The 23,276-nt window shown below is 65.0% G+C and carries 19 protein-coding genes and 1 pseudogene; 14 read left to right on the top strand and 6 right to left on the bottom strand.

Annotated elements, in window-relative coordinates:
• Window positions 1-40: 40 nt before the first annotated feature.
• A complete protein-coding gene (locus tag ACFRJ8_RS04350; protein WP_377984924.1) occupies window positions 41-1,243 on the top strand; it encodes an ROK family transcriptional regulator in 1,203 nt (400 codons plus the stop codon).
• A gap of 60 nt (window positions 1,244-1,303) precedes the next feature.
• Here the strand turns inward: ACFRJ8_RS04350 and ACFRJ8_RS04345 are convergent, their stop codons facing one another.
• Window positions 1,304-1,501, bottom strand: a complete 198-nt coding sequence (locus ACFRJ8_RS04345) for a hypothetical protein (RefSeq protein ID WP_377984923.1) — start codon at window positions 1,499-1,501, stop codon at window positions 1,304-1,306.
• A gap of 433 nt (window positions 1,502-1,934) precedes the next feature.
• Between ACFRJ8_RS04345 and ACFRJ8_RS04340 the strand changes: the two genes are divergently transcribed.
• Together ACFRJ8_RS04340 and metE are read left to right on the top strand one after the other, a co-directional pair.
• Window positions 1,935-2,921 (top strand): methylenetetrahydrofolate reductase, encoded by a 987-nt coding sequence (locus tag ACFRJ8_RS04340; protein WP_377984922.1) that lies wholly within the window; start codon window positions 1,935-1,937, stop codon window positions 2,919-2,921.
• A 46-nt stretch (window positions 2,922-2,967) separates the two neighbouring features.
• Complete coding sequence (metE, locus tag ACFRJ8_RS04335; RefSeq protein WP_377984921.1) at window positions 2,968-5,301, top strand: 5-methyltetrahydropteroyltriglutamate--homocysteine S-methyltransferase; 2,334 nt, start codon at window positions 2,968-2,970, stop codon at window positions 5,299-5,301.
• Between the two features lie 160 nt (window positions 5,302-5,461).
• Here the strand turns inward: metE and ACFRJ8_RS04330 are convergent, their stop codons facing one another.
• The gene (locus ACFRJ8_RS04330; RefSeq protein ID WP_377984920.1) at window positions 5,462-5,968 is read right to left on the bottom strand and encodes a DUF2004 domain-containing protein; all 507 of its coding nucleotides are present in this window, start codon (window positions 5,966-5,968) and stop codon (window positions 5,462-5,464) included.
• 98 nt (window positions 5,969-6,066) lie between these two features.
• Here ACFRJ8_RS04330 and ACFRJ8_RS04325 point away from each other — a divergent pair, with 98 nt between their 5' ends.
• On the top strand, window positions 6,067-7,461 hold the full coding sequence (locus ACFRJ8_RS04325) for an aldehyde dehydrogenase family protein (RefSeq protein ID WP_377984919.1): 1,395 nt from the start codon (window positions 6,067-6,069) through the stop codon (window positions 7,459-7,461).
• Here ACFRJ8_RS04325 and ACFRJ8_RS04320 read toward each other — a convergent pair.
• Together ACFRJ8_RS04320 and ACFRJ8_RS04315 are read right to left on the bottom strand one after the other, a co-directional pair.
• On the bottom strand, window positions 7,458-7,679 hold the full coding sequence (locus ACFRJ8_RS04320) for a hypothetical protein (protein WP_377984918.1): 222 nt from the start codon (window positions 7,677-7,679) through the stop codon (window positions 7,458-7,460). The genes ACFRJ8_RS04325 and ACFRJ8_RS04320 overlap by 4 nt on opposite strands.
• A gap of 84 nt (window positions 7,680-7,763) precedes the next feature.
• Window positions 7,764-8,684 carry a LysR family transcriptional regulator gene (locus tag ACFRJ8_RS04315; RefSeq protein ID WP_377984917.1) on the bottom strand — a complete coding sequence of 307 codons (921 nt, stop codon included), beginning with the start codon at window positions 8,682-8,684 and terminating at the stop codon, window positions 7,764-7,766.
• A 254-nt stretch (window positions 8,685-8,938) separates the two neighbouring features.
• Here ACFRJ8_RS04315 and ACFRJ8_RS04310 point away from each other — a divergent pair, with 254 nt between their 5' ends.
• The 7 genes from ACFRJ8_RS04310 (at window position 8,939) to nrdF (ending at window position 17,096) form a co-directional block, all read left to right on the top strand.
• Window positions 8,939-10,363: an NAD(P)/FAD-dependent oxidoreductase gene (locus ACFRJ8_RS04310; protein WP_377984916.1), complete on the top strand. Its 1,425-nt coding sequence runs from the start codon at window positions 8,939-8,941 to the stop codon at window positions 10,361-10,363.
• Window positions 10,360-11,124: a DUF1365 domain-containing protein gene (locus ACFRJ8_RS04305; RefSeq protein ID WP_377984915.1), complete on the top strand. Its 765-nt coding sequence runs from the start codon at window positions 10,360-10,362 to the stop codon at window positions 11,122-11,124. The genes ACFRJ8_RS04310 and ACFRJ8_RS04305 overlap by 4 nt, the downstream gene beginning before the upstream one ends.
• Window positions 11,121-12,590, top strand: coding sequence for a class I SAM-dependent methyltransferase (locus ACFRJ8_RS04300; protein WP_377984914.1), 1,470 nt, complete (start codon window positions 11,121-11,123; stop codon window positions 12,588-12,590). Before ACFRJ8_RS04305 ends, ACFRJ8_RS04300 begins: the two co-directional genes overlap by 4 nt.
• A 410-nt stretch (window positions 12,591-13,000) precedes the next feature.
• Window positions 13,001-13,246, top strand: a complete 246-nt coding sequence (nrdH, locus tag ACFRJ8_RS04295; protein ID WP_377984913.1) for a glutaredoxin-like protein NrdH — start codon at window positions 13,001-13,003, stop codon at window positions 13,244-13,246.
• Window positions 13,247-13,359: 113 nt separating this feature from the next.
• The gene (nrdI, locus tag ACFRJ8_RS04290; protein ID WP_377985182.1) at window positions 13,360-13,833 is read left to right on the top strand and encodes a class Ib ribonucleoside-diphosphate reductase assembly flavoprotein NrdI; all 474 of its coding nucleotides are present in this window, start codon (window positions 13,360-13,362) and stop codon (window positions 13,831-13,833) included.
• 68 nt (window positions 13,834-13,901) lie between these two features.
• Window positions 13,902-16,022 (top strand): class 1b ribonucleoside-diphosphate reductase subunit alpha, encoded by a 2,121-nt coding sequence (nrdE, locus tag ACFRJ8_RS04285; RefSeq protein ID WP_377985181.1) that lies wholly within the window; start codon window positions 13,902-13,904, stop codon window positions 16,020-16,022.
• 99 nt (window positions 16,023-16,121) lie between these two features.
• Window positions 16,122-17,096, top strand: coding sequence for a class 1b ribonucleoside-diphosphate reductase subunit beta (nrdF, locus tag ACFRJ8_RS04280; protein ID WP_377984912.1), 975 nt, complete (start codon window positions 16,122-16,124; stop codon window positions 17,094-17,096).
• Between the two features lie 151 nt (window positions 17,097-17,247).
• On the opposite strand, the gene ACFRJ8_RS04275 is transcribed toward nrdF, so the two are convergent.
• Window positions 17,248-18,594, bottom strand: a complete 1,347-nt coding sequence (locus ACFRJ8_RS04275; protein WP_377984910.1) for a hypothetical protein — start codon at window positions 18,592-18,594, stop codon at window positions 17,248-17,250.
• A 49-nt stretch (window positions 18,595-18,643) separates the two neighbouring features.
• A pseudogene (locus tag ACFRJ8_RS04270) lies at window positions 18,644-21,696 on the bottom strand (type I restriction endonuclease subunit R); the annotation flags it as partial.
• Between the two features lie 91 nt (window positions 21,697-21,787).
• On the opposite strand from ACFRJ8_RS04270, the gene ACFRJ8_RS04265 reads away from it, so the two are divergent.
• From ACFRJ8_RS04265 to ACFRJ8_RS04255, 3 genes are all read left to right on the top strand, one after another.
• Window positions 21,788-22,039 carry a hypothetical protein gene (locus ACFRJ8_RS04265; protein WP_377984909.1) on the top strand — a complete coding sequence of 84 codons (252 nt, stop codon included), beginning with the start codon at window positions 21,788-21,790 and terminating at the stop codon, window positions 22,037-22,039.
• A gap of 167 nt (window positions 22,040-22,206) precedes the next feature.
• Window positions 22,207-22,599 (top strand): VOC family protein, encoded by a 393-nt coding sequence (locus ACFRJ8_RS04260; RefSeq protein ID WP_377984908.1) that lies wholly within the window; start codon window positions 22,207-22,209, stop codon window positions 22,597-22,599.
• 267 nt (window positions 22,600-22,866) lie between these two features.
• Window positions 22,867-23,079 carry a hypothetical protein gene (locus ACFRJ8_RS04255; protein ID WP_377984907.1) on the top strand — a complete coding sequence of 71 codons (213 nt, stop codon included), beginning with the start codon at window positions 22,867-22,869 and terminating at the stop codon, window positions 23,077-23,079.
• Window positions 23,080-23,276: the final 197 nt, after the last annotated feature.

The raw sequence follows: 23,276 nt of genomic DNA, 5'->3' as shown, positions 1-23,276 counted from the left end.
CCGGCAACCCTCTCCGAGGCGAGGGACCAACCTACCGAAGATGGGTGACTTCAACCTCACGGTCATCCTGGATGCCATCCGCCGCGCGCCGGGCGGCATGAGCCGGGTGGAGCTCGCCCAGATCGTCGGACTCTCGCCGCAGACCATCTCCAATATTTCACGCCGCCTGCTGGACCAGCACCTGATCGTGGAGGCAGGCAAGGAAGGCACCGGGCCGGGCAAGCCCAGGACCATGCTCCGGCTCAATCCCGCCGGAATGTATGCGGTAGGCGTCCATCTGGACCCGGCCGTGCTCACGTTCGTCGTGCTGGACCTGCTTGGCGCCGTCGTCAGGCACTCACGGATCAGCACCCCGCCCGGCACCGGCCCCCGGGCCGTCATCGACACCATCTCGGACGAAATCAAGCGGCTCATCCTGGACTCCGGGGTGGACCCGGAACGGATCGCCGGGCTGGGGGTTGCCTCGCCGGGTCCCATCGACCTCAACGAGGGCGCCGTCGTTGACCCCCCGCTGCTGCCGGGCTGGGACCACGTGGGGCTACGGGATGCCCTGGCCGAAGCCACGGGCCTGTCCACGCTGATGGACAAGGACGTCACCGCCGCAGCAGTGGCCGAAACCTGGGCCGGCGGCCCCAGCGGCGAGGGCAGCTTTGTTTTCATGTACATGGGGACCGGGATCGGCTGCGGGATCGTCCTCAACGACGAAGTGGTCCGCGGGACCTCGGGCAACGCCGGGGAAATCGGGCACATCATCGTGGATCCGGGCGGCGCCCTCTGCGACTGCGGACAGCGCGGGTGCGTGAAGTCCTCCGCCATTCCGCAGGTGCTCGTGGCGCAGGCCGAGGCGGCCGGGGTGCTGGACGGTTCGCTCCAGGACAGGAGCGCGCCGGCGGTCCAGGAACGCTTCGCGGAATTGTGTGCGATCGCCGACGCCGGCAACGAAGAGGCCAAGGAAATCATTCGCCGGTCCGCCGTGCTCGTGGCCCGTGCCGTCTCGGCGCTCACCAACGCCCTGGACGTGGACCGCGTGGTCTTCGGGGGCCCGTTCTGGACGTGCCTGTCAGAGGCTTACTTGGAGCAAATCCCTGCCCTGGTGGACGCCAACAGCGCCACCCGGAAGATCCACGGCATCGAAGTGGTGGGCACGGGAGTGGGCGATGACGTCGGCGCCGTCGGTGCCGCCTGCCTGGTGCTGGAACACACGCTGGCCCCGCGCTCCCAGCGCCTCCTCCTCGAGGGATAGTCGGGGCTCGAAGGATAGACGGGCTCGAAGGATAGGCGCCGCTGGCGGGCTGACCGGGCGTCAGTCGATGTCCTCAACCACCGTCCCATAGGGGATAGTGTCGTCCAGATGCGCCTGATGGCCATGCGGAAGCACCAGAACCCGGACGCCGTGCGACTTTTCTGCGGCCGACTGCATGAGGACGGGCCGGACCGTGTTGATGAAGCTCTCGCTCTTGCCGGCGAGGTACTCCTTGTAGCTGGCTGGAAGCTGAATCATGGCAACAGGATAGTCCGGACCGCGGGCGATGGGGAGTGCAGCCTGGCCCTGCCGAAAAAGGCCCTGGCGGCGAACATTATTCTGCCGGGCCCCGCAAACGGCCGTAAAGGTGCGTCTTAATTCGGACGCCGACTTGAAGGGGCCCCGCAACCGGGCCTAGAGTTCTATACAAGTTACCTCAGTAACGTGTCAGCGATCCTCCGCTGAAGGCCGTCCTTGGGAAAATTACACGGGCGGTCCAGGAGGGTGTGGGTGCCCCCATGTGGGCCTGACATTTGCTCACGGACAACTTCGTTTCAGGCGTACCAGTCGCGGCTGCGCCCTGCTGAAGTTCCCTCCGTGTTCCCCAAACTCAATTCACTGACGGCGGTTCCGTTTCCGGTCATCCGGGTTACCGGTCTTCTGTCGGCAGTGTTCACAGCCAAGGACGCAAATGTCACCACCAAGCCTTATCGATACCCATCCCAATCTTGCGGGCGCGGCCCCTGTTGCGCTGTCCTACGAGCTGTTCCCGCCGCGGTCGCCCGCGGCCGCCGAATCCCTCTGGACCACCATCGGCGAGCTGGAAGCCACGGACCCGGACTACGTGTCCGTGACCTACGGGTCCAACGGCTCCAACCACGGCACCGCCCTGGACCTGATCAACCGGCTCGTGCAGGAAACGACGCTGCGGCCCCTGGCCCACCTGACCTGCGTCGGTAACTCCCCGCAGGAACTGGCGGAGATCATCGGCGACCTGCTCGACGTCGGCGTCCGCGGCATCCTCGCCCTGCGCGGTGACCGGCCCAAGGACGGCGCCACCCCGGCGCCGGGATCGCTCCGGTACGCCCAGGACCTGATCGAGCTCATCCGCCGGGTGGAACAGCGCCGCTCGGCGCTGCTGTGCGCCGGCAAGGTGGCGGTCGGCGTCGCCGCCTACCCGACCCGGCACCCGGAATCCCCGAGTGAGGCGCACGACGTCGAGGTCCTGCTGGCCAAGCAGCGCTCCGGCGCCGACTTCGCCATCACCCAGGTCTTCTTCCACACCGAGCAGTACGCCGACCTCCTGACCCGGGCACGCCGGGCCGGGGTGACCATCCCGATCATTCCCGGGGTCATGCCGCTGACCAGCCTCCGGCGGCTCGCCCGGCTGGGCGAACTGACCGGCGTGGAACCGGCCCCGGAACTCATCGAACGCCTCGCGGCCGCCGATACCGATGCCGAACGGACCCGGATCGGCGTCAGCGCCACGGTTGATCTCGCCAACGCAGCCCTGGCCGCCGGGGCCCCCGGCATCCACCTGTACACGTTCAATGAGCACGCCGCCGCCCTGGACGTGCTGGACAAACTCGCCTTGCCCCGCCCGCACCGCGGGATCGGGCACGGCGCCGGCCGCGCCAACGCCTCCCGGCGTGCCGCCAGCGGCCAGCTCGCCAGCTGAGCACCCCACCTTCGTCATCTGTCAACGACAACTTCAAGGACTTCCCATGACTGAACTTCCCATCACGCCCTTCCCGTCCGCCTCGATCCTCGGTTACCCGCGCATCGGCCGCCGCCGCGAGCTCAAGAAGGCCGTCGAGGCCTACTGGGCCGGCAAGATCGACGCCGCCGCACTGGACGCCGCCGCCAAGGAAATCCAGCTCGGCACCGCCAAGCGCCTCCAGGGCCTGGGCCTGACCGAAGCCGCCGCCGTCCCCGGCACCTTCTCCTATTACGACCAGGTGCTCGACGCCGCCGCCCACCTCGGCGCCGTCCCGGCCCGCTTCGGGAACCTCCTCAACGCCGAGGGTCAGCTCGACATCGACGGCTACTTCACCCTGGCCCGCGGCAACAAGGAACAGCAGCCGCTGGAAATGACCAAGTGGTTCGACACCAACTACCACTACCTCGTGCCGGAAATCGGCCCGGAGACCAACTTCGCGCTGACCTCCAACCGGATCGTCGAGGAATTCGAGTACGCCCTCGCCAACGGTGTGGAAACCCGCCCGTACATCGTCGGTCCGGTCACGTTCCTCCTGCTGAGCAAGGCCTCCGATGACGCCCCGGCCGGCTTCAGCCCGCTGTCCCGCCTCGAGGACATCCTCCCCGTCTACACCGCACTGCTTCAGAAGCTCGCCGCCGCCGGCGCCAGCTGGGTCCAGCTCGACGAGCCCGCCCTCGTGGTGGACCAGGACACCCCGGCCGTGGAAATCCAGGCCGCCGTCGCCCGCTCCTACGAGGCCCTCGCCGCCGCGGCGCAGCGCCCGCAGCTGTTCGTCTCCACCCCGTACGGCGCGCTCAACGGCCAGCTCGGCACGCTCGCCGCCACCGGCATCGATGCCCTGCACCTGGACGTCTTCAAGGGCGAGGTCCCGTCCGCCGCGGCCCTCGCCGCGCTGGGCAACAAGACCCTCGTCGCCGGCGTCGTGGACGGCCACAACATCTGGCGCAACGATCTCGCCGCCTCGGCGAAGAAGATCGCCGGACTGAAGAAGTCGGTGGCCAAGCTGGCCATCAGCACGTCCACTTCCACCCAACACGTCCCGCACGACGTCGACGAGGAAGTCCAGCTGTCCGAGCAGCTGCGCAGCTGGCTGGCCTTCGCCGACCAGAAGGCCGTTGAAGTTGTCACCCTTGCCGGTCTGCTGACCGACGAGGCGGCCGTCCAGCCCGCCATCGACGAGGCCACCCGCGTCATCGCCTCCCGCGCCGAGGCCGAGGGCGTCCGCCGCGGCGACGTCCGGTCCCGCACCGGCGCCCTGACCGACGCCGACTTCAACCGCTCTGCCTACGCCGTCCGCGAGGCAGCCCAGGAGAAGGCGCTGCACCTGCCGCCGCTGCCCACCACCACCATCGGCTCCTTCCCCCAGACCTCGGAAATCCGCACCGCCCGGGCCCGCGCCAACCGCGGCGACCTCACCACGGAGCAGTACGAGCAGCTCATGAAGGAAGAGATCAAGCGCGTCGTTGAGCTGCAGGAAGAGCTCGGCTTCGACGTTCTGGTCCACGGCGAGCCCGAGCGCAACGACATGGTCCAGTACTTCGCCGAGAACCTCGAAGGCTTCGACGTCACGGTGCACGGTTGGGTCCAGTCCTACGGCTCGCGCTGCACCCGCCCGTCCATCCTGTGGGGCGATGTCACCCGCAGCGCCCCGATCACGGTGGAATGGGCCAAGTACGCGCAGTCCCTGACCAACAAGCCGATGAAGGGAATGCTCACCGGCCCGGTCACCATCCTGGCGTGGTCCTTCGTCCGCGACGACCAGCCGCTTGGCGAGACCGCCAACCAGGTGGCCCTGGCCCTCCGGGACGAGATCGCCGACCTCGAAGCGGCCGGCATCAAGGTCATCCAGGTGGACGAGCCCGCCCTGCGCGAGCTGCTGCCGCTGCGCAAGGCCGACCAGGCCGCGTACCTGGACTGGTCCGTGAAGTCCTTCCGGCTCTCCACCGCCGGCGCCGCGGACGCCACCCAGGTCCACACCCACCTGTGCTACTCCGAGTTCGGTGCCATCATCGACGCGATCGACGGCCTCGACGCCGACGTCACCTCGATCGAGGCCGCCCGCTCCCGCATGGAGGTTGTGCACGACCTCGAGTCCCACGGCTTCGGCCGCGGCGTGGGCCCGGGCGTCTACGACATCCACTCGCCGCGCGTCCCGGGCGAGCAGGAAGTCACCGAGCTGCTGAGCACCGCGGTCAAGCACGTCCCGTCCCGCCAGCTCTGGGTCAACCCGGACTGCGGCCTGAAGACCCGCGGCTACGCCGAGACTGAAGAGTCCCTGCGCAACCTCGTCACGGCCACCAAGACGGTCCGCACCGAACTGCTGCAAGCAGCCAAGTAACCCGCCTTACCCACATACGACGCCGGCCGGTCACCTCACAAGGTGGCCGGCCGGCGTCGTACGTTCTTAGTCATCGATTGCTGAGTAACCGCCGTTTTGAGCGCTCAAAAGGGCGGCTACGGAGCACTCAATTCAAAATTCCCGAGTCAGGATCCCCGAGTCAGGACTCCCAGAGGATTTCGTCGTCGACGACGCCGTCCTCATCCGCGGAGGCGACCAGGACCTCGTCGGTGAAATGCTGGCCCAGCGTGAAGTCCAGGACGAAATAGCGTTCCGGCTGGCCCGGGTAGATGCCCACGTGGCCGAGCTTGAGCGCCTTGAGGAAGACCTCGTCGGTCAGCTGGCTCTTGTCCTCGACGCCGAAGACTTTCTTGAGGTGTTCGTCCTTGATCGCGTTGCAGTGGAAGTGGCGGTACTCCTGCGGGCTGGTGCCTTCCTGGTCCAGTTCCTCGGCGATCATTTCGCGGACCTGGTCCACGAGTTCGGGCAGGAAGCGCAAGCGGTAGTCAACTTTATGCATGGCAGCCTCATCGAAGTGGTCATGCGCGTTGACATTCAGGTCAAGCTCCACGGTCTGGCCCGCCAGCTCATGCGTGGCGGTGAGATTATGGTCCCTTCCGTGATTGAGCTCGACCTCGCCGAAGTGCTTGCTCGCTACCTTGTTCATATGTTCAACATAGTCCTGAAAAGCGGACCATTCCAGCGTTGGAAGGGTTTTATCCGGTGCTGGACCGGCGGACATCCGTGTGACTGTACATTGATCGGATGCAGCATGTAGCCTCGCCCGTCGTCCGTGCCCGGGCCGTGTTCGACGCCGGGACCACCCGTCCGCTCACGTGGCGGCTGGAGCAGCTCCGCCAGCTGCGGCGCCTGCTGGCGGAGCGGCAGGCGGACTTCGCCGAGGCCCTCGCCAGGGACGTGGGCAAGCACCGCACCGAGGCGCAGCTGGCGGAGATCGGGTTTGTGGACGCCGAGGCGGCACATCTGGAACGGCACCTCGAAGGCTGGCTGCGGCCCCGCCGCGTGCCGGTGCCGCTCGCAGTGCAGCCTGCCCGTGCATGGACCGAACTGTCGCCGCTGGGCGTGGTGCTGGTGATGGGGCCGTGGAATTACCCACTGCAACTGCTGCTCGGCCCGCTGGCCGGCGCGCTGGCCGCGGGGAACACCGTGGTGCTCAAGCCGAGCGAACACGCCCCGGCCACCTCGGCCGCGCTGGCCCGGTGGATGCCCGAGTACCTTGCCGGCGCCGTCGAGGTGGTTGAGGGCGGCATCCCGGAGACTGGGGCGCTGCTGGCCGAACGCTTCGACCACATCTTCTTCACCGGGGGAGAGGCCGCGGCCAAGGTGGTAATGCGCGCTGCGGCCGAGCATCTGACCCCCGTGACGTTGGAGCTCGGCGGCAAATCCCCGGCCTATGTGGATGCGTCCACGGATCTGGCCACGGCTGCCAAGCGGATCGCCTGGGGCCGGTTCATGAACGCCGGGCAGACGTGCGTGGCCCCGGATTACGTCCTGGCCCGGGAGGAGGTCCTGGAGCCGCTGCAGGTCGAGCTGGTCAGGGCCGTCGCGGTGCTCTTCGGGACGGACCCGGCGGCGAGCCCGTCCTACGGCCGGATTGTCGATGACCGCCACTTCGCACGGCTCGCTGCCCTGGCCGACGCGAGCACGGTGGTGCACGGCGGACAGCGCGACGCCGCCAGCCGCTACTTTGCACCCACCCTGCTGCGCCCGGCGCCCGGCGACGCCGTCATGGCGGAAGAGATCTTCGGACCGCTCCTCCCGCTGGTGCCCGTCCACGGGGTCGACGAGGCTATCGAGGAGGTCAACGGGCGGGCCAAACCGCTGGCCCTCTACGTCTTCAGCAAGGATCCGGCTACGCGCCGTGCCTTCGCCGAGCGGACCTCGTCCGGGGCATTGTGTTTCGACGTTCCGGCGGCCCACCTGTCCGTCCCCGGGCTTCCCTTCGGCGGGGTCGGCGGCAGCGGCATGGGGGCCTACCACGGGGAACATTCGGTGCGGACCTTCTCGCATGAACGCCCCACGCTGGACAAGCCGCTGTGGCCGGACACACTGGAACTCATCTACCCGCCGTACACCCGGACCAGGCACCGGATCATCGACGCGCTGGTGGCACCGGTCGGAAAGCGGATCAGGTCCTAGCCGGCTTCCACGCCGTCCCATTCGACCTCGACCCAGCGCGTCCCCTCTTCGTCCCAGGACTCCGAGTGCCCGAGCAGGGCTATGTCATCGAAGCTCACCTCGATGCCATGGCGCTGCAGGGTGTCCCGGAGTTCCTCGGTGGCCGCGCGGACGGCCGCGGCGATTACTTCGGGGTTGTCGGAGGCGACGGGACGGGAGGCTGAATAGCTTTTGCTCATGGACCCCATCCTTCTCGGTCGGGCTCGGCAGGGAAACCCTCTATGGGCCCTCCGGCTCAGGCGCCTAAACTGAGCCCGTTCAGCTCAGTCCTGTCGTGCGGTGCCGAGCCGGTGCATCGTCTCGGCCAGCAGTTCCACGAACAACTGGACCTGGGCGGTCCGCTTCTCGTTGAGCAGCAGGGCGAAAACATTCCGGGCCAACCGGATCTCCGGGACATCAAGGACCACCACGTCGGCCGGCCGGTGCCGCAGGGCCAGTTCGGGGACCAGGGCCGCGCCGAGCCCGGCGGCCGCCATCTCCAGGCTGGCGTGGAAGTCATCGCTGTAGGCCACCACGCGGGGGTGCAGGTTGCAGCTCGCGAAGAGGCGTTCGATCACCGTGGCGTCGGACGTGCCCGGGTGGTGCATGATCCAGGGCATGTCCGAGAGATGTGGTGCGGCCACCTTGGAATCCGTGCCGATGCCCCAGGCCGCCGGCAGCACCACCCGGAAGTCGTCGTCGCCGATCCACTGCCGGTCCACGGTGTGCGGCCAGGCGAGGCCGGACTGTCCCACCTGGTACACCAGGGCAACATCGAGTTCGCCGCCGGTCCGCAGCCCCTGGATGGTCTGGGCCGGTTCCGCGACCGAGACCCGCAGGTCGATGCCGAGCTTCTTCCAGGCCGGGTTCTGCAGGATCGGCGGGAGCACATAGGTGGCGAGGCTCGGGAAGATGCCCAGCCGCAGCTCCTGGCTGGGGCTCTCCTGCGCCCGGGAGGCGGCTGCCATGAGCGTCTCGATGTCCGTCAGCACCTTGGCAGCGTGCCGGGTCATGACGACGGCGGCTTCCGTCGGCTGGATGCTGCGGGCCGCCCGCTGGAACAAGGTGACGCCGGTGTCGCGTTCCAGCGCCGACATCTGCTGGGAGACGGCCGAGGCCGTGTAGCCCAGCCGGGCCGCTGCGGCCGCAAACGATCCCAGCCGGATCACTTCCACAAGGGTCCGCAGATGGACGGGGTTGATCAAGGGCTGCCCTTCGCCTGGTAGCGGTCCACGGAATCGGGACCGGAATTCCCGCTTCATTGTGGCATATCCGGCCCACCCCGGACCCCACCCAGGCTTCGGATGCCGGCGCTACAGGCGCCGAACTGAAAGCCGAACTGAAAAATGCGGAATTCATACTCATCCGGCCGTCTGACGGCAACGAATTGCCCACAAGAGACTTCGGGTTAGACAGCATCTCGCCCTAATCAACAGCGCTAAACAACGGGAGCAGACCAGTGTCACAAGCAGCAGGGATTCCAGCAGGCCGCCGCGTCGCCGTCATCGGCAGCGGAGTGGCGGGGTTGACCGCCGCGTACGTGCTGAACGGGCAGGACAGGGTAACCCTCTTCGAGGCGGACTCCCGGCTCGGCGGCCACGCCCACACCCACGATGTGCCGCAGCAGAACGGGCCCACCCTGGGCGTGGACACCGGCTTTATCGTCCACAACGAGCGCACCTACCCCACGCTCCTGCGCCTGTTCGCCGAGTTGGGCGTCCAAACCCAGGAGTCGGAAATGAGCATGTCCGTCCGCTGCGACGGCTGCGGCCTGGAATACGCCGGCGCGCGGCCCAAGGGGCGCGGCATCATTGCCCGGCCATCCACCCTGCTGCGCGGCCGCTACCTGTGGATGCTGCTCGAAGTCACCCGGTTCCACCGCCGCGCCCGCGCCCTGCTGGCCGAACCGTCCGCCGGCGCCGGCGCCGGTACCGGCACAGAACTCACCTTGGGCGAGTTCCTGGCCCGGGAGAAATTCAGCAGGTACTTCATCTCGCACTTCATGACCCCGGTGGTCAGCGCGGTCTGGTCCTGTGACCCCACCACCGCTCTGGCGTACCCGGCCCGCTACCTGTTCACCTTCCTGGGCCACCACGGCCTGCTCGGCGTCAAGGGCTCGCCGCAGTGGCGGACGGTCACCGGCGGCTCGCGCAGCTACGTCGACAAGGTGGCCGAGACCCTGCCGGACATCCGGCTCGCCAGCCCCGTCACCACGGTGCACCGGCATGACGACGGCGTGGACGTCACGTCCGCGCTGGGTGCCGGGACTGTGCGCGAGACCTTCGACGCCGTCGTCATCGCCACGCACCCGGCACAGGCCCTGCGCATGCTCACCGGTGCCTCGGACGCCGAGCGGGCCGCCCTGGGCGGCATGCCGTACTCGGTGAACCAGACCGTCTTCCACCGCGACCCAGCCGTGCTGCCGGCCAGCCCCAACGCCCAGGCCTCTTGGAACTACCGGCTGCCGTCCTGCAACGCCCGGCCGGACACGGTCCTGGTCAGTTACGACATGACCCGGCTGCAGCGGCTGGAGCCCGCGGACGGCGGCCGGTACATCGTCAGCCTCGGCGAATCCGAACTGATCGACGGCGCCGCGGTCCTGGACCGGATGGTCTACGAGCACCCGCAGTACACCCCGGAGTCGCTGCAGGCGCAGCAGCGGATCCTCGAGCTCGGCGACGAGCGCCTGGCGTTCGCCGGCGCATACCACGGCTGGGGATTCCACGAGGACGGCGCCTTGTCAGGCCTTAAGGCTGCCGGCCGGCTGGGCCGCGAGTGGGAACAGCTCCCGGTAAACATCGGCAGCGTCAATGGCGCCGCCGCGGCCGTGGACCCGGACCTCCAGCCGGCCACAGTTCAGACAGCCACAGCGGAGGTGCCATGAGTGCGCAGGACTCCCAACACCAGGCCTCGATCTACCGCACCGTCATCTCGCACGTGCGGCGCACCCCGCTGCGCAACGCCTTCACCTACCGCAGCTACAGCTGGTATGTCGACGTCGACCACCTCCCGCAGCTCCCGCGCCTGCTCCGGCCGCTGGCCGGGTTCCGGGCGGAGGACCACCTCGGCGATCCGGACGGCACGCTGCGCGGCAACGTGGAACGCTACCTTGCCACGCAGGGGATCGGGCCCGCGCAGGGCAACGGGCTCGACGGCGGACGCATCACCATGCTCGCCAGTGCCCGGGTGCTGGGGCACGTCTTCAACCCGCTGAGCGTGTTCTGGTGCCATGACGCCGCCGGTGAGCTGCGCTGCGTCGTCGTCGAGGTTCACAACACGTATGGGGAGCGGCACTGCTACCTCCTCGAAACGGACGGCGCAGGCCGGGCGAGCGTCCCGAAAGCCTTTTACGTCTCGCCGTTCAACGACGTCGACGGCGAGTACCGCATGAAGCTCCCCGAACCCGGCGAACGGCTCGCCGTATCGATCGTCCTGGAACGGGAGGGCCAGCAGCCCTTCGTCGCCACCATGGACGGCGTCCGCCGCGAAGCCACGCTGCGGAACATCGCGTCCGCGGCGCTCGCGGTACCCCTGGCCCCGCTGCGTGTCGCAGCCCAGATCCGCTGGCAGGGCATCAGGCTGTGGGCGCGCCGCCTGCCCATCATCAAGAAACCACACCACCCTTCACAGGAGGCAGTTCAGTGACAATGACCGAAGCGACCGGATCCGGTACGGGACGGGCAGAGGGCACCACGCGCAGCAGCACCATCAACGGCACGGCCGTAAATAGCGGGGCCGTAGCCAGCAGGGTGCCGTACACCGTTCCCCAGCCGCCCGTCACCATCGACGCCGCCATCTGGCCCAGCATCGCGGCCGTGCCCTCGAGCCTCAAGGCCCGTGTGGCAGGACGGGCTGCGGACGCCATCTTCAAGGCGGCCGTGCGCAGGCTGCCGCTGGAGGTCCGGTACCCGGACGGCACCGTGCTGGGTAAAGCCGGGCTGGGGCAGGGAGCACCCGGCAACGACGCGCGGGGCGAGGTGACTCCCGCCCGCACCGCCTACCCCGTCATGACCATCAACCGGCCGGAAGCCTTCGCCACCCGGCTCGGCGACGGCGGCCTGATCGGCCTGGGCGAGTCCTTCATGGCCGGCGACTGGGACGCCGATGACCTCACCGCCGTCATGGAGGTGTTCGCCTCCCGCGTCGGCACGCTTGTACCCGAGCCGCTGCAGAAGCTGCGCGGCCTCTACCTGCCGCACCAGCCGCGCAGGGAGCGGAACACCGAGAAGAACACCCGCTCCAACATCTCGCGGCACTACGACCTCTCCAACGAGCTCTTCGCCTCGTTCCTGGACAGCACCATGACGTACTCCAGCGCGCTCTTTCCGGAAAGCGGCGATGCCCTGCGGAACGTGCCGTGGGACGGGCTGGCCGCCGCGCAGCAGGCCAAGATCGACCGCCTGCTGGACAAAGCCGGCGTGAAGGAAGGCACCCGCGTCCTGGAGATCGGCACCGGCTGGGGCGAGCTGGCCCTGCGCGCCGCCGCCCGCGGCGCCACGGTGTACTCCGTCACCCTCTCCAGCGAACAGCAGGAACTGGCCCGCCAGCGCGTGGCCGAGGCCGGCTACGCCGACGCCGTCACAATCGAGCTCAAGGACTACCGCGCCGTGGAGGGGGAGTACGACGCCGTCGTCTCGGTCGAAATGATCGAGGCCGTCGGCTTCGAATACTGGGCCACGTACTTCCAAACCATCGAGCGGGTTCTTGCCCCCGGCGGCAAGGTGGCCATCCAGGCCATCACCATCGCCCACGACCGGCTGATGGCCACCCGCACTAGCTACACCTGGGTGCACAAATACATCTTCCCCGGCGGCGTCATTCCGTCCGTCCGCGCCATCGAAGACATCACCGAGAAGCAGACCGGACTGCGCGTGCGCGAACGCCTCGCCATGGGCGAGCACTATGCCCAGACCCTGCGGCTCTGGGAGGAGCGGTTCATGGCCCGCGCGGACGAGGTAGGGGCCATGGGCTTCGACGCCGTCTTCCAGCGGATGTGGCTGTTCTACCTGTGCTACTCCCGGGCCGGTTTTGAAACGGGCTACCTGGACGTGCAGCAGATCGTGCTCGACCACGCTCTAACGAAGAGTGCCGCCACCCCGGGCGCTATTTGAACGCGGGGTGTTAGAACAATCACGATCCGTTTGAGGCGGGCGCCACGGTGCCCGCCTCTTTCGTGTGCCCGGACACCAGATGTAGTGTCCGGCGCCACCGAGGCGCCTACCGGCGGAGGATCGCGACACGCCGTCTGCGGTGCGACACGCGGGGGTGATTAATGTGGGTAACTACTGCACAGGGTGTGGATTTCGTCCGCCAAAATGGCTGAAATCCGGACATTTGGAGGGCCCCCTCCTGTGGATTAAAGGTGGGTTAAATGACATACTTGTAATACATCATCTTGGGGTCCGCGTGAGGCTCTTGCACTACATGTAGTATCGACATACAGTTCCAGCAGAGCATCAGGGCGGGACAGCCGGAGCCGGGATAGCGCTCCACCGAAGACTTCAACAAAGGGGACAGGACCATGACCGTTACGGTTTACACGAAGCCGGCCTGCGTTCAGTGCAACGCGACCTACCGCGCGCTGGACAAGAAGGGTATCGCCTACCAGAGCGTCGACATCTCCCAGGATGCGGACGCCCTTGAGCGCCTGAAGTCCCTGGGCTACATGCAGGCTCCCGTTGTTGTCACCGACCAGGATCACTGGTCCGGTTTCCGCCCGGACAAGATCGAAGAACTGGCGCAGGCCGCCGCCGTCGCTGTAGCCTGAAACGCCCAACGGCCTGAAACGCCCGATAGCCTTAAAAGCTCAGGGACGCCGCTACCAGGCAAGAATTCACGGTAGATGAGGTGACCGCCGTGGTTGTAACAACAGATGATCGGGTGGCTGCCGCGGCTGACAGCGGGGAAGCGGTCAGCACAGCGGCTCCCGAGCTAACACACTGCCGCCTCATCTACTTTTCCTCCACCTCCGAAAACACGGCACGCTTCATTGCGAAGCTGGGCGTCGACGCCGCCAGGATCCCCCTCTACCCGAGGGACGCTCCGCTGGTGGCCCGGGAGCCCTACGTGCTGGTGTTGCCGACCTACGGCGGCACCGGGGGAGAGGGATCTGTTCCAAAGCAGGTCATTAGGTTTTTGAACGACCCGGGCAACCGGAAGCTGATCCGCGGAGTGATCGGCGCAGGGAACACCAACTTCGGGGACAACTACTGCATGGCCGGCGACATCATCGCCGCCAAGTGCAAGGTCCCGCACCTATATCGCTTCGAACTCATGGGGACGCCGGAAGACGTCAACCGCGTACAACAAGGATTGGAAGAGTTTTGGACACGACTGTCGCAGACACAGCAGTAACTGAGGGCGCAGGCACCCACGCGGGCACCGGCACCGGCGCCGCCGTCGAAAAGCAGGACAAGCACGAGATGCCGGCCGCCTACAAGGGCCTGGGCTACCACGAGCTCAATGCCATGCTGAACCTCTACGGCCCCAACGGAGAGATCCAGTTCGAGGCCGACCGCGAGGCCGCGCACCAGTACTTCCTGCAGCACGTGAACAACAACACCGTGTTCTTCCACGACCTCGAGGAAAAGCTCGACTACCTCGTCAAGAACGAGTACTACGAGCGCGAGACCCTCGACCAGTACACGATGAACTTCATCCGCGAGCTCTACAACCGCGCGTACAAGAAGAAGTTCCGCTTCGAGACCTTCCTCGGCGCGTTCAAGTTCTACACCTCCTACACGCTGAAGACGTTCGACGGAAAGCGCTTCCTGGAGCGCTACGAGGACCGGGTCTGCATGGTGGCCCTGCACCTTGCCCGCGGCGACGAGAAGCTCGCCACGCAGATGGTGGATGAGATCATCGAGGGCCGCTTCCAGCCGGCCACCCCGACGTTCCTGAACGCCGGCAAGAAGCAGCGCGGCGAGCTGGTCTCCTGCTTCCTGCTCCGCATCGAAGACAACATGGAATCGATCGGCCGGTCCATCAACTCCGCGCTGCAGCTCTCCAAGCGCGGCGGCGGCGTGGCCTTCGCGCTGACCAACATCCGCGAGGTCGGCGCGCCGATCAAGCAGATCGAAAACCAGTCCTCCGGCGTCATCCCCGTGATGAAGCTCCTCGAGGACAGCTTCTCCTACGCCAACCAGCTCGGTGCCCGCCAGGGTGCCGGCGCGGTGTACCTGCACGCTCACCACCCGGACATCTACCGCTTCCTGGACACCAAGCGCGAGAACGCGGACGAGAAGATCCGGATCAAGACCCTCTCGCTCGGCGTCGTCATCCCGGACATCACCTTCGAGCTGGCCAAGCGGGACGAGGACATGTACCTGTTCTCCCCGTACGACGTCGAAAAGGTCTACGGCATGCCGTTCTCCGATGTCTCGGTCACCGAGAAGTACTACGAGATGGTGGACGATTCCCGGATCAAGAAGACTAAGATCAAGGCGCGCGAGTTCTTCCAGACCCTCGCCGAGATCCAGTTCGAGTCCGGCTACCCGTACATCATGTTCGAGGACACCGTGAACCGGGAAAACCCGATTGACGGCAAGATCATCATGTCCAACCTGTGCTCGGAGATCCTGCAGGTCTCGCAGCCCACGACGTACCACGATGACCTGTCCTACGACCAGACCGGCAAGGACATCTCCTGCAACTTGGGGTCGCTGAACATCGCCAAGACCATGGACTCGCCGGACTTCGGCCTGACCATCGAGACGGCCATCCGGTCCCTCTCGGCCGTCTCGGACATGTCCAACATCACCTCGGTGCCCTCGATCGCCCGCGGCAACGACCAGAGCCACGCCATCGGCCTCGGCCAGATGAACCTGCACGGCTACCTGGCCCGCGAGCGGGTCCACTACGGCTCCGAAGAGGGCCTGGACTTCACCAATATCTACTTCTACTCAGTGGTGTACCACGCGGTCCGGGCCTCCAACCTGCTGTCCATCCAGACCGGCCAGACCTTCGGCGGCTTCGAGAAGTCCAAGTACGCCTCCGGCGAGTTCTTCGATAAGTACACCGAACAGGAATGGGTCCCGCAGACCGAGAAGGTCGCGGAGCTTTTCAAGAACATCCACATCCCCACGCAGGATGACTGGCGCGAGCTGAAGGCGTCCGTCATGGAGCACGGCATCTACAACCAGAACCTGCAGGCCGTGCCGCCCACCGGCTCGATCTCCTACATCAACAACTCCACCTCCTCGATCCACCCGGTGGCGTCCAAGATCGAGATCCGTAAGGAAGGCAAGCTGGGCCGCGTGTACTACCCGGCGCCGTACCTGACGAACGACAACCTGGAGTACTACCAGGACGCGTACGAGATCGGCTACGAGAAGGTCATCGACACCTACGCCGCTGCCACCCAGCACGTGGACCAGGGCCTGTCCCTGACGCTGTTCTTCAAGGACACCGCCACCACGCGCGACATCAACAAGGCCCAGATCTACGCCTGGAAGAAGGGCATCAAGACCATCTACTACATCCGTCTCCGCCAGCTCGCGCTGGAAGGGACCGAGGTGGACGGTTGCGTTTCATGCATGTTGTGATCAGCTGATTTAGGTTGATATCTGCTTAGGTACGACGGCGGGCAGCCGCCCGCCGTCGTACGCTTAACTTAACGAAGAACCCAACTTTTAGGGGATGACATGACCGAGAAGGTCAAGCTGCTTAGCCACGTCGAGGCGATTAACTGGAACCGCATCCAGGACGACAAGGACGTGGACGTCTGGAACCGCCTGGTCAACAACTTCTGGTTGCCGGAGAAGATCCCGCTGTCCAACGACGTGCAGTCGTGGGCGACGCTGACCCCGGACGAGCAGCAGCTCACCATGCGCGTGTTCACCGGCCTGACCCTCCTGGACACCATCCAGGGCACCGTCGGCGCCGTCTCTCTGATTCCGGACGCGATCACCCCGCACGAAGAGGCTGTCTACACGAACATCGCGTTCATGGAGTCCGTGCACGCCAAGAGCTATTCCTCCATCTTCTCCACGCTGGCCTCCACCAAGGAGATCGACGAGGCCTTCCGCTGGTCCACCGAGAATGTGAACCTTCAGAAGAAGGCGCAGATCGTCATGGACTACTATCAGGGCGACGACCCCCTGAAGCGCAAGGTGGCCTCCACGCTGCTGGAGAGCTTCCTGTTCTACTCGGGCTTCTACCTGCCGATGTACTGGTCCTCACGGGCCAAGCTGACGAACACGGCCGACCTTATCCGCCTGATCATCCGCGATGAGGCCGTCCATGGCTACTACATCGGCTACAAGTTCCAAAAGGGTCTGGAGAAGGTCTCCGAGGAGCGCCGGCAGGAAATCAAGGACTACACGTTCGAGCTGCTCTTCGAGCTGTACGAGAACGAGGTCCAGTACACGCACGACCTCTACGACTCCGTCGGCCTGGCCGAGGACGTCAAGAAGTTCCTCCACTACAACGCCAACAAGGCCCTCATGAACCTGGGCTACGAGGCCATGTTCCCGGCCTCCGTCACCGACGTGAACCCGGCGATCCTCTCGGCCCTGTCGCCGAACGCTGACGAGAACCACGACTTCTTCTCGGGCTCGGGTTCGTCTTATGTGATTGGCAAGGCTGTCAACACTGAGGATGACGACTGGGACTTCTAGTCCCTCCTCCTCCCTCCACCTGTTCAACTAGAACGACGACCCCGCACGCAGGAGCGTGCGGGGTCGTTTTTTCTCGGCCAGCACAGTCGCTCATTGCTATGAACCCGGCCCATGTGTCAAGTTTCGATATCCTTGATGTGCGGACGCGTTTTCACCACCATTTATTTCTTGCATTTGCTATAGCCTCGGCAAGCTTCGGGTAGGCATAGTAGTCATCGGCTACGTCTCTTCTGCCCTTCAATTCCCCAACCAATCCATCCCATGAATCCAAATCTTGTAGTCGTTCCCTTGTTTGCTCAAAGAGATTCAGAAGGAGATCCGGCATATAGGCGGCCATGCTTATCTGGCTATTCGTCAGGACGCTTTCGCGAACTATTCGAAGGTCACTCTCGCTCAAGAAATCGGTGAGTAACAGAATATTGCGCATGTTGGCTTCTGCGTCTCTAAATGAGGCGGAAGAGTCCAGAACGCTAAGAGTCCGGGGAACAAAGTGAGGGGCGGGCTGATCGCTCAACAGCTTGGTCAAGGAACTCTGTTCTAACGTTTGGATCCTGGCCGTATACAGGGCATGCAGCTCAGGATCGTGTGGCAGAGGCATAAAGAAGAGGCCTTCTTCGACACAGAGATCCATGTCCGCGTGCTCGATCAAGGATAAGGCTCGATCCTTGAGCCCTGGGGGCACTAGCGCCCAAAACTCTTGGTAGTGACCGAACGCTGCCAGAACATGAATGAGTTCCACATCGGTCAGGCCATTTCCCCGTTCCTTCTTGAGGAGAACATCACTTAGGGTGTCGCGGTGCAAAGATGGCGCGAAGTTCCTCAGGGACGCGGAGGCTTGCCGATGACGTCTGGGGGTCGACTCCAACGCTTCGGCCGGGAAGGTGATGCAGCCCTTAATGATAATTTGGGCAACACTGCGTTGAAGGCTCTCCTTCGTCCTGTCGAAATAATTATCCTTCAGAAAGGCATCAAGGTTCTTTTGGGGCCACGAGACCCCTAGGACCAACTGAGAGAATCTGTCGACTATTTGTCTTCCAGGCGCCGGTGGCTGACTGAGAACTGCATCAACAGCCATTGCCAAGTAAGACCTGACACGCTCCGGCCCGGGCGAGAACGGGCGGGTTGGTTCAACAAAGGCAGGATGCGCACACAAATGACGATCCTCGTAAAGGCGGGTCAGGTCTCTGTACTCTTGGCCTGAAATCAGTTCGAAGTCATCACGCACCTTTTCAAGCAGAGTCGATTCAAACTGCTGCAGATGTGGCCTGTCACCTTGGCGAATGGACTGGTCGAGCCGTTCGATCAGGGTGGACGCCTCGGGAAAATTCGTTTCCCCTAAAAATCTGATTTTGGCTGTCAAATCATAGGCGATACTTGTCCATGTAGTAATAACGGCGGTTCGGTAGGCTCCGGCTTGGTACGCACGCACGGCCTCGCGAAAGTGCTCCCGGCTCTCAGAGTCGTAGACTTGCGACAGCAGTACTTCTAAATCCCTCATACATATCTTTCTTTCTTTTGAGAACGAATTTGCGCGTTATACCTGCCCGTCAGCCTCGCGCTTCGGCGAATCGTGCTGCCATCGATTCCATCTGCTCCATGACCAGCTTGATGGCCTCGGGCTGCTTGTCAGGCGGGTATCCGAATCGCACCAGGAGCCGTTTGCTCGAGGAGCTGAGCTTGGCCCGGACATCGTCGCGCACGGTCCAGTCCGTGCGCACGTCCCGCCGCATCACGGACACCAACTCCCGGGCTATATCGGCCAGGACGCCTTCGCCCTGGAATTCGACGGCCGACTCGTTCTGTGCAACGGCGTCGTAGAACGCCAATTCGTCCGAATTCAGCGGGGGCGTAAACTGCCCACCGCGTTTGCCCTCTGCAGCGACCTCGCGGGCAAGCTCCACCAGCTCGGCAATCACCTCAGCAGACGTGAGCTGCTGGTTGGTGTATTTCTTCATCAGTTCGGTGATCCGCTCGGAGAAGGCCCGCTGGCGGATGGCGTTGTTCCGAGTCGTCTTCGCTGACTCGTCAGCGATGAGCTTCCGCAGTGCCTCGATGGCCAGCTGCGGGTTCCGGGCCTGCTGGGCCTTCGCGATGAACTCCGGCGTCAGGTCATCCAACGACGGCTTTGGCATGCCGGCAGCCTCGTAGATGTCCAGGACCTCGCCGGACGACGTCGCGGATGCGATCAGATTGCCCAGCAGTCGCTGAATCTCCTCCGGCACGGGCTCGCCGCTGGCTTGCCTGTCGGCGGCGTCGTATTTCGCCATCCAAACGCGGATCTCCTCGTGGACCTGAATCTCCGGGCGCAGCCCAGCGAGAGTTTCAGAGCCGGAGCACAGTGCCCACGCGCGGGAGAGCTGGCTGGACAGCCTGCGGTATTTCGCGGCAAATGACTCTTCGCCATCGGCTGGCAGGTTGCCGGGCGTGCCAGGGTTGCGAAGGTAGCTCACCGCTCCCGTGACGGCGTTCAGAAACGCCTTCGGGCCGCCCTTCATCAAGACGGTCTTCCAGTTGTGTCCGGCCACCAGCTCCCTCAGTTAGCCCACCAGCGAAACGGTCAGGCCGACGGCCTCGTCAATGTTCTTGCCCACCGGCTTGTTCGCCCGGTCTTCCTTCGTGTACTCGCTCAGTGCCTTGGCCAGGTTCTCCGCCAAGGGAGCATAGGCAACGAGCAGCCCGTCCTCTTTGCCGCGGAAAGTGCGGTTCACACGCGCCAGGGTCTGCATCAGCAACGCGCCCTTGAGCGGCCGGTCCAGGTACAGGGTGTGGAGCGGCGGGGCATCGAAGCCGGTGAGCATCATGTCCTTGACGATCACCAATTCCAGTTTGTCATCCACGTCCTTGAGCCGCTCCTTCACCACAGCGTTCGCAGAGTCGCGGCGCACGTGGTCGGAGACCGGCGGCACGTCGGACGCGGTCCCGGAGTAGACCACCTTGATCTTGCCCTTAGCCAGGTCATCGGAGTGCCACTCCGGCCGCAGCTCCACAATTGCCGCGTACAGCTTCGCGCAGATTTCCCGCGTTCCACCCACGATCATCGCCTTGCCCGGCGCCTCGATGAACTTGCCCATCCGGGCGCTGCGGTTCTCCCAGTGCGCCACCAGGTCGGCTGCCAGCGCCGCGATCCGCTGCGGCGCTCCGTACACGGCATTCACGACGGCGACGCTCGCCTCGATGCCTGCCCGCTCGGTGTCGTCCAGCCCCAGCGTGGCTTCGTCGGCTGCCTGGTCCAGGATCTCCTCCGTGACGTCCGAAGCCAGCCCCACCTTGATGAGCCTCGGCTCGAAGTACACCGGGACCGTGGCGCCGTCCTCCACCGCCCTGGAGAGGTCGAAAATGTCGATGTATTCGCCGAACACGTCTTGGGTGTTGCGGTCGTCGAAGGAGATCGGTGTTCCGGTGAAGGCGATCAGCGTGGCGTGCGGCAGGGCGTCACGCAGGTGCCGGGCGTAACCGTCCAGATCGTCATAGTGCGAGCGGTGAGCCTCGTCCACCACCACGATGATGTTGTGCCGGTCGGACAGCAGCGGGTGCTCGGCGCCGGTGTCCTTCTCCGACTTGCTGCGGCCGAACTTCTGGAGGGTGGTGAAGTAGATGCCGCCGGTGGTGCGGTTGCTGAGTTCGTTCCGGAGCTCGGAGCGCGTCTTGATCTGCTTGGGGGACTCCGCGAGCAAAAGGCTCCGGCTGAAGCCCTTGAACAGCTGGCCGTCGAGTTCGTTGCGGTCCGTGATGACCACAACGGTCGGGTTCTTCAGCTTGGGGTGGCGCGCCACGAGGTTGGCGTAGAGCTCCATTTCCGTGGACTTGCCCGAACCCTGAGTGTGCCAGACGACGCCGGCCTTGCCGTTGCTTTCTACGGCCTGGACGGTGCTTCCCACCGCTTTGGTCCGGCGAAGTATTGGTGCGGCTTCGCGATGCGCTTGCTGAGCCCGTCCGAACCTTCATCAAAGACGGTGAAATTGCGGACGAGCTGCAGGAACCGCTACTGGTTGTGGAGACCCTGCAGAGCCGTCTCCAGCGCGGTCACGGCCTCGCCGTTTTCCACGTACCCGGGCGCGACGGGCACGCCGTCGTCGTCCACGTTCCACGGTGAGAAGTGGTTAAGGGGGGTGAACGGTGTGCCGTACTTGGCCTGGATCCCGTCCGAGGCGAGCGTGAACACGCAGAAGCGGAACGCCATGGGGAACTCCCGCAGGTAGGTCTGCAGCTGGGCGTGCGCGGAGGCGACGTCCGCGCTGGCGCTGCCGGCCTTCTTCACTTGGATGACGCTCACCGGCATGCCGTTGCAATAGAGCACGACGTCGAAACGGCGTTTGTAGTCGCCCTGCATCAGGGTCACCTGGTTGACGGCGAGCCAGTCGTTCTGGTCCGGGTCCGAGCTGAGCAGATGGATGGTGGGGTTGGCCTCGTTGCCGTCGGAGTCGGTGTAGCTGAGCCGGTACCCGTCCACCAGGTAGTTGTGGACGCGGTGGTTCTCAGCGACGGCGTCCTGGGACTTGCGCGGGGCGATCTCGGCCAGGGCCTGCTGCAGGTACTGGGCCGGCACCGTCGGGTTGAAGCGCTGCAGGGCCGCGAGCAACCGGGGCCGGATCAGCAGCTCGGCGGAGTGGATCTGGACTTTATACCAGGCTGGTTATAGCGGCAGCCTGCCATCCGCTGACTATCCAGGGCTGGCGTCAACGGATCCGGCCGTGTTAGCCGTGGCCCTGTCGGTGGCCGATGCGAACTGGCCCAGCATTGAACGGATCGCATCCGCACTTACCGGAACAACCCGGTCCAGGCATCGGCTGCCGAGGCTGAGCCCAGCACTGGTTCGGTCCCTGATCGGGAGCCGGGACGGCGCGGACATCGGCACCGCCTTCGACATCTGGGAGCCGGCCATCGCCGAAGTAAAGGGTTACCGCCGCCAGCAAGCGTCGATATCGGATCTGACGTCAACTTAGGTTGACGATCGGTGCTATTGGCGGACGAAGCTGGGCTAACACCTCGCATGCTGACGATGCTGCCCGTGTATCGACGGGCTGCTGCCGGGCCCCGGCAGCCGGTTCATCCGCGTTCTGTTCCAGCAGCTGGGTGTATCGGACGGCTGCGCCGGGGATAGCATTCCCGCATGGACGTCAAGCTCTTCGCCTATCTCAGCTACAGTGACGCGCCCACAGCCCTGGTCTGGCTCCAGGCAGTGGGATTTGACGTCATTCACCGGCAAAACGGGCCCGAGGGGGCGGTTCTGCACGCCGAAGTCCGCATGGGGGAGGCGGTGCTAATGGTGGCAAGTAGCGGTGCCGCCTACCAGCGGCCGCCTCTCATCGGCCGATCAACCGGCCAAGGCCTGTACCTTCTGGTCGAAGATGTCGACGCATTTCATCAGAAGGCCCTCGCCGCGGGCGGTACCTCCGTGATCGAGCCCGAAGACACCGAATGGGGCACCCGGCGCAGCCGGGTACTCGACCCCCAAGGACAGGAATGGAGCGCCGGCACCTACCAGCCCGGGGCCCACTCGTGAATTACTTTGCTCCGGTAAGCCAGGCGGTGTGAGCCCATATTTGAACGTGGCGTAATCATGGCTTTCCCTGGCCTTCAGGCGCCGAGAGGTGAGCGGGCGCTCGACCACGCCCGTCATCCTCCCGGAAGCTCGGCCTCCGCATCGCAAGGTTCCAGGTGTCGTCTGGCCCCGTCATCATGGTGCACCCCGGAAACGTGGGCGCAATCTTCGGCCCCTACTCTGAATTGGTGGGGTCGGTCCTGGAGGCAGGGGAATGAGGGAGGGGTCATGGCGGAAGAACAAGCAGCCGGCATCGTGCGAGATCTACGGGATCTCACCATGGGCGATGCAATTGAAGCCTGGCACGACGGACGACGCTACCACCGCGGCAAGGTGCTGCAGACAGTGCCGTCTATGGGAATGTTCTGGATCCTGGACAGCGGCAGCGGAACCCGGAACCTCGTTGAGTTCGAGGCCATGCTCGTCCGGCGTATCGAATAAGACCCTGAAACGAGCCAGGCCCGAAAGTTAGGGATGCGGCCGGCGTTGGCGCCAGGCGCGCGCGAGTCTTGAGATGAACCGTTTCCCTGCTGACTCATCGATGCGCCGGGCTAATTGTGGCCTGCCAAGCGACGATGGACCACAAGTGTCCAGAAAACGGGCCTTCAGAGTCCCGGGCTTACATAATCTTCACTCTC

Origin of the sequence: Arthrobacter sp. NPDC056886 (assembly GCF_042788715.1) — a bacterium.
GTDB lineage: Bacteria > Actinomycetota > Actinomycetes > Actinomycetales > Micrococcaceae > Arthrobacter.
The sequence above is the reverse complement of the archived record's forward strand: the minus strand, read 5'-3'. Positions and strand labels throughout refer to the sequence as shown.

What these genes read in the sequence shown, in the direction of transcription:
- nrdF (WP_377984912.1), top strand. Translation starts at nt 16,122, where the DNA reads ATGACCGAGAAGGTCAAGCTGCTTAGCCACGTCGAGGCGATTAACTGG.
- nrdE (WP_377985181.1), top strand. Translation starts at nt 13,902, where the DNA reads ATGCCGGCCGCCTACAAGGGCCTGGGCTACCACGAGCTCAATGCCATG.
- ACFRJ8_RS04255 (WP_377984907.1), top strand. Translation starts at nt 22,867, where the DNA reads ATGGCGGAAGAACAAGCAGCCGGCATCGTGCGAGATCTACGGGATCTC.
- ACFRJ8_RS04350 (WP_377984924.1), top strand. Translation starts at nt 41, where the DNA reads ATGGGTGACTTCAACCTCACGGTCATCCTGGATGCCATCCGCCGCGCG.
- ACFRJ8_RS04340 (WP_377984922.1), top strand. Translation starts at nt 1,935, where the DNA reads ATGTCACCACCAAGCCTTATCGATACCCATCCCAATCTTGCGGGCGCG.
- nrdH (WP_377984913.1), top strand. Translation starts at nt 13,001, where the DNA reads ATGACCGTTACGGTTTACACGAAGCCGGCCTGCGTTCAGTGCAACGCG.
- ACFRJ8_RS04345 (WP_377984923.1), bottom strand. Translation starts at nt 1,501, where the DNA reads ATGATTCAGCTTCCAGCCAGCTACAAGGAGTACCTCGCCGGCAAGAGC.
- ACFRJ8_RS04330 (WP_377984920.1), bottom strand. Translation starts at nt 5,968, where the DNA reads ATGAACAAGGTAGCGAGCAAGCACTTCGGCGAGGTCGAGCTCAATCAC.
- metE (WP_377984921.1), top strand. Translation starts at nt 2,968, where the DNA reads ATGACTGAACTTCCCATCACGCCCTTCCCGTCCGCCTCGATCCTCGGT.
- ACFRJ8_RS04260 (WP_377984908.1), top strand. Translation starts at nt 22,207, where the DNA reads ATGGACGTCAAGCTCTTCGCCTATCTCAGCTACAGTGACGCGCCCACA.
- ACFRJ8_RS04325 (WP_377984919.1), top strand. Translation starts at nt 6,067, where the DNA reads ATGCAGCATGTAGCCTCGCCCGTCGTCCGTGCCCGGGCCGTGTTCGAC.
- ACFRJ8_RS04275 (WP_377984910.1), bottom strand. Translation starts at nt 18,594, where the DNA reads ATGAGGGATTTAGAAGTACTGCTGTCGCAAGTCTACGACTCTGAGAGC.
- ACFRJ8_RS04320 (WP_377984918.1), bottom strand. Translation starts at nt 7,679, where the DNA reads ATGAGCAAAAGCTATTCAGCCTCCCGTCCCGTCGCCTCCGACAACCCC.
- ACFRJ8_RS04305 (WP_377984915.1), top strand. Translation starts at nt 10,360, where the DNA reads ATGAGTGCGCAGGACTCCCAACACCAGGCCTCGATCTACCGCACCGTC.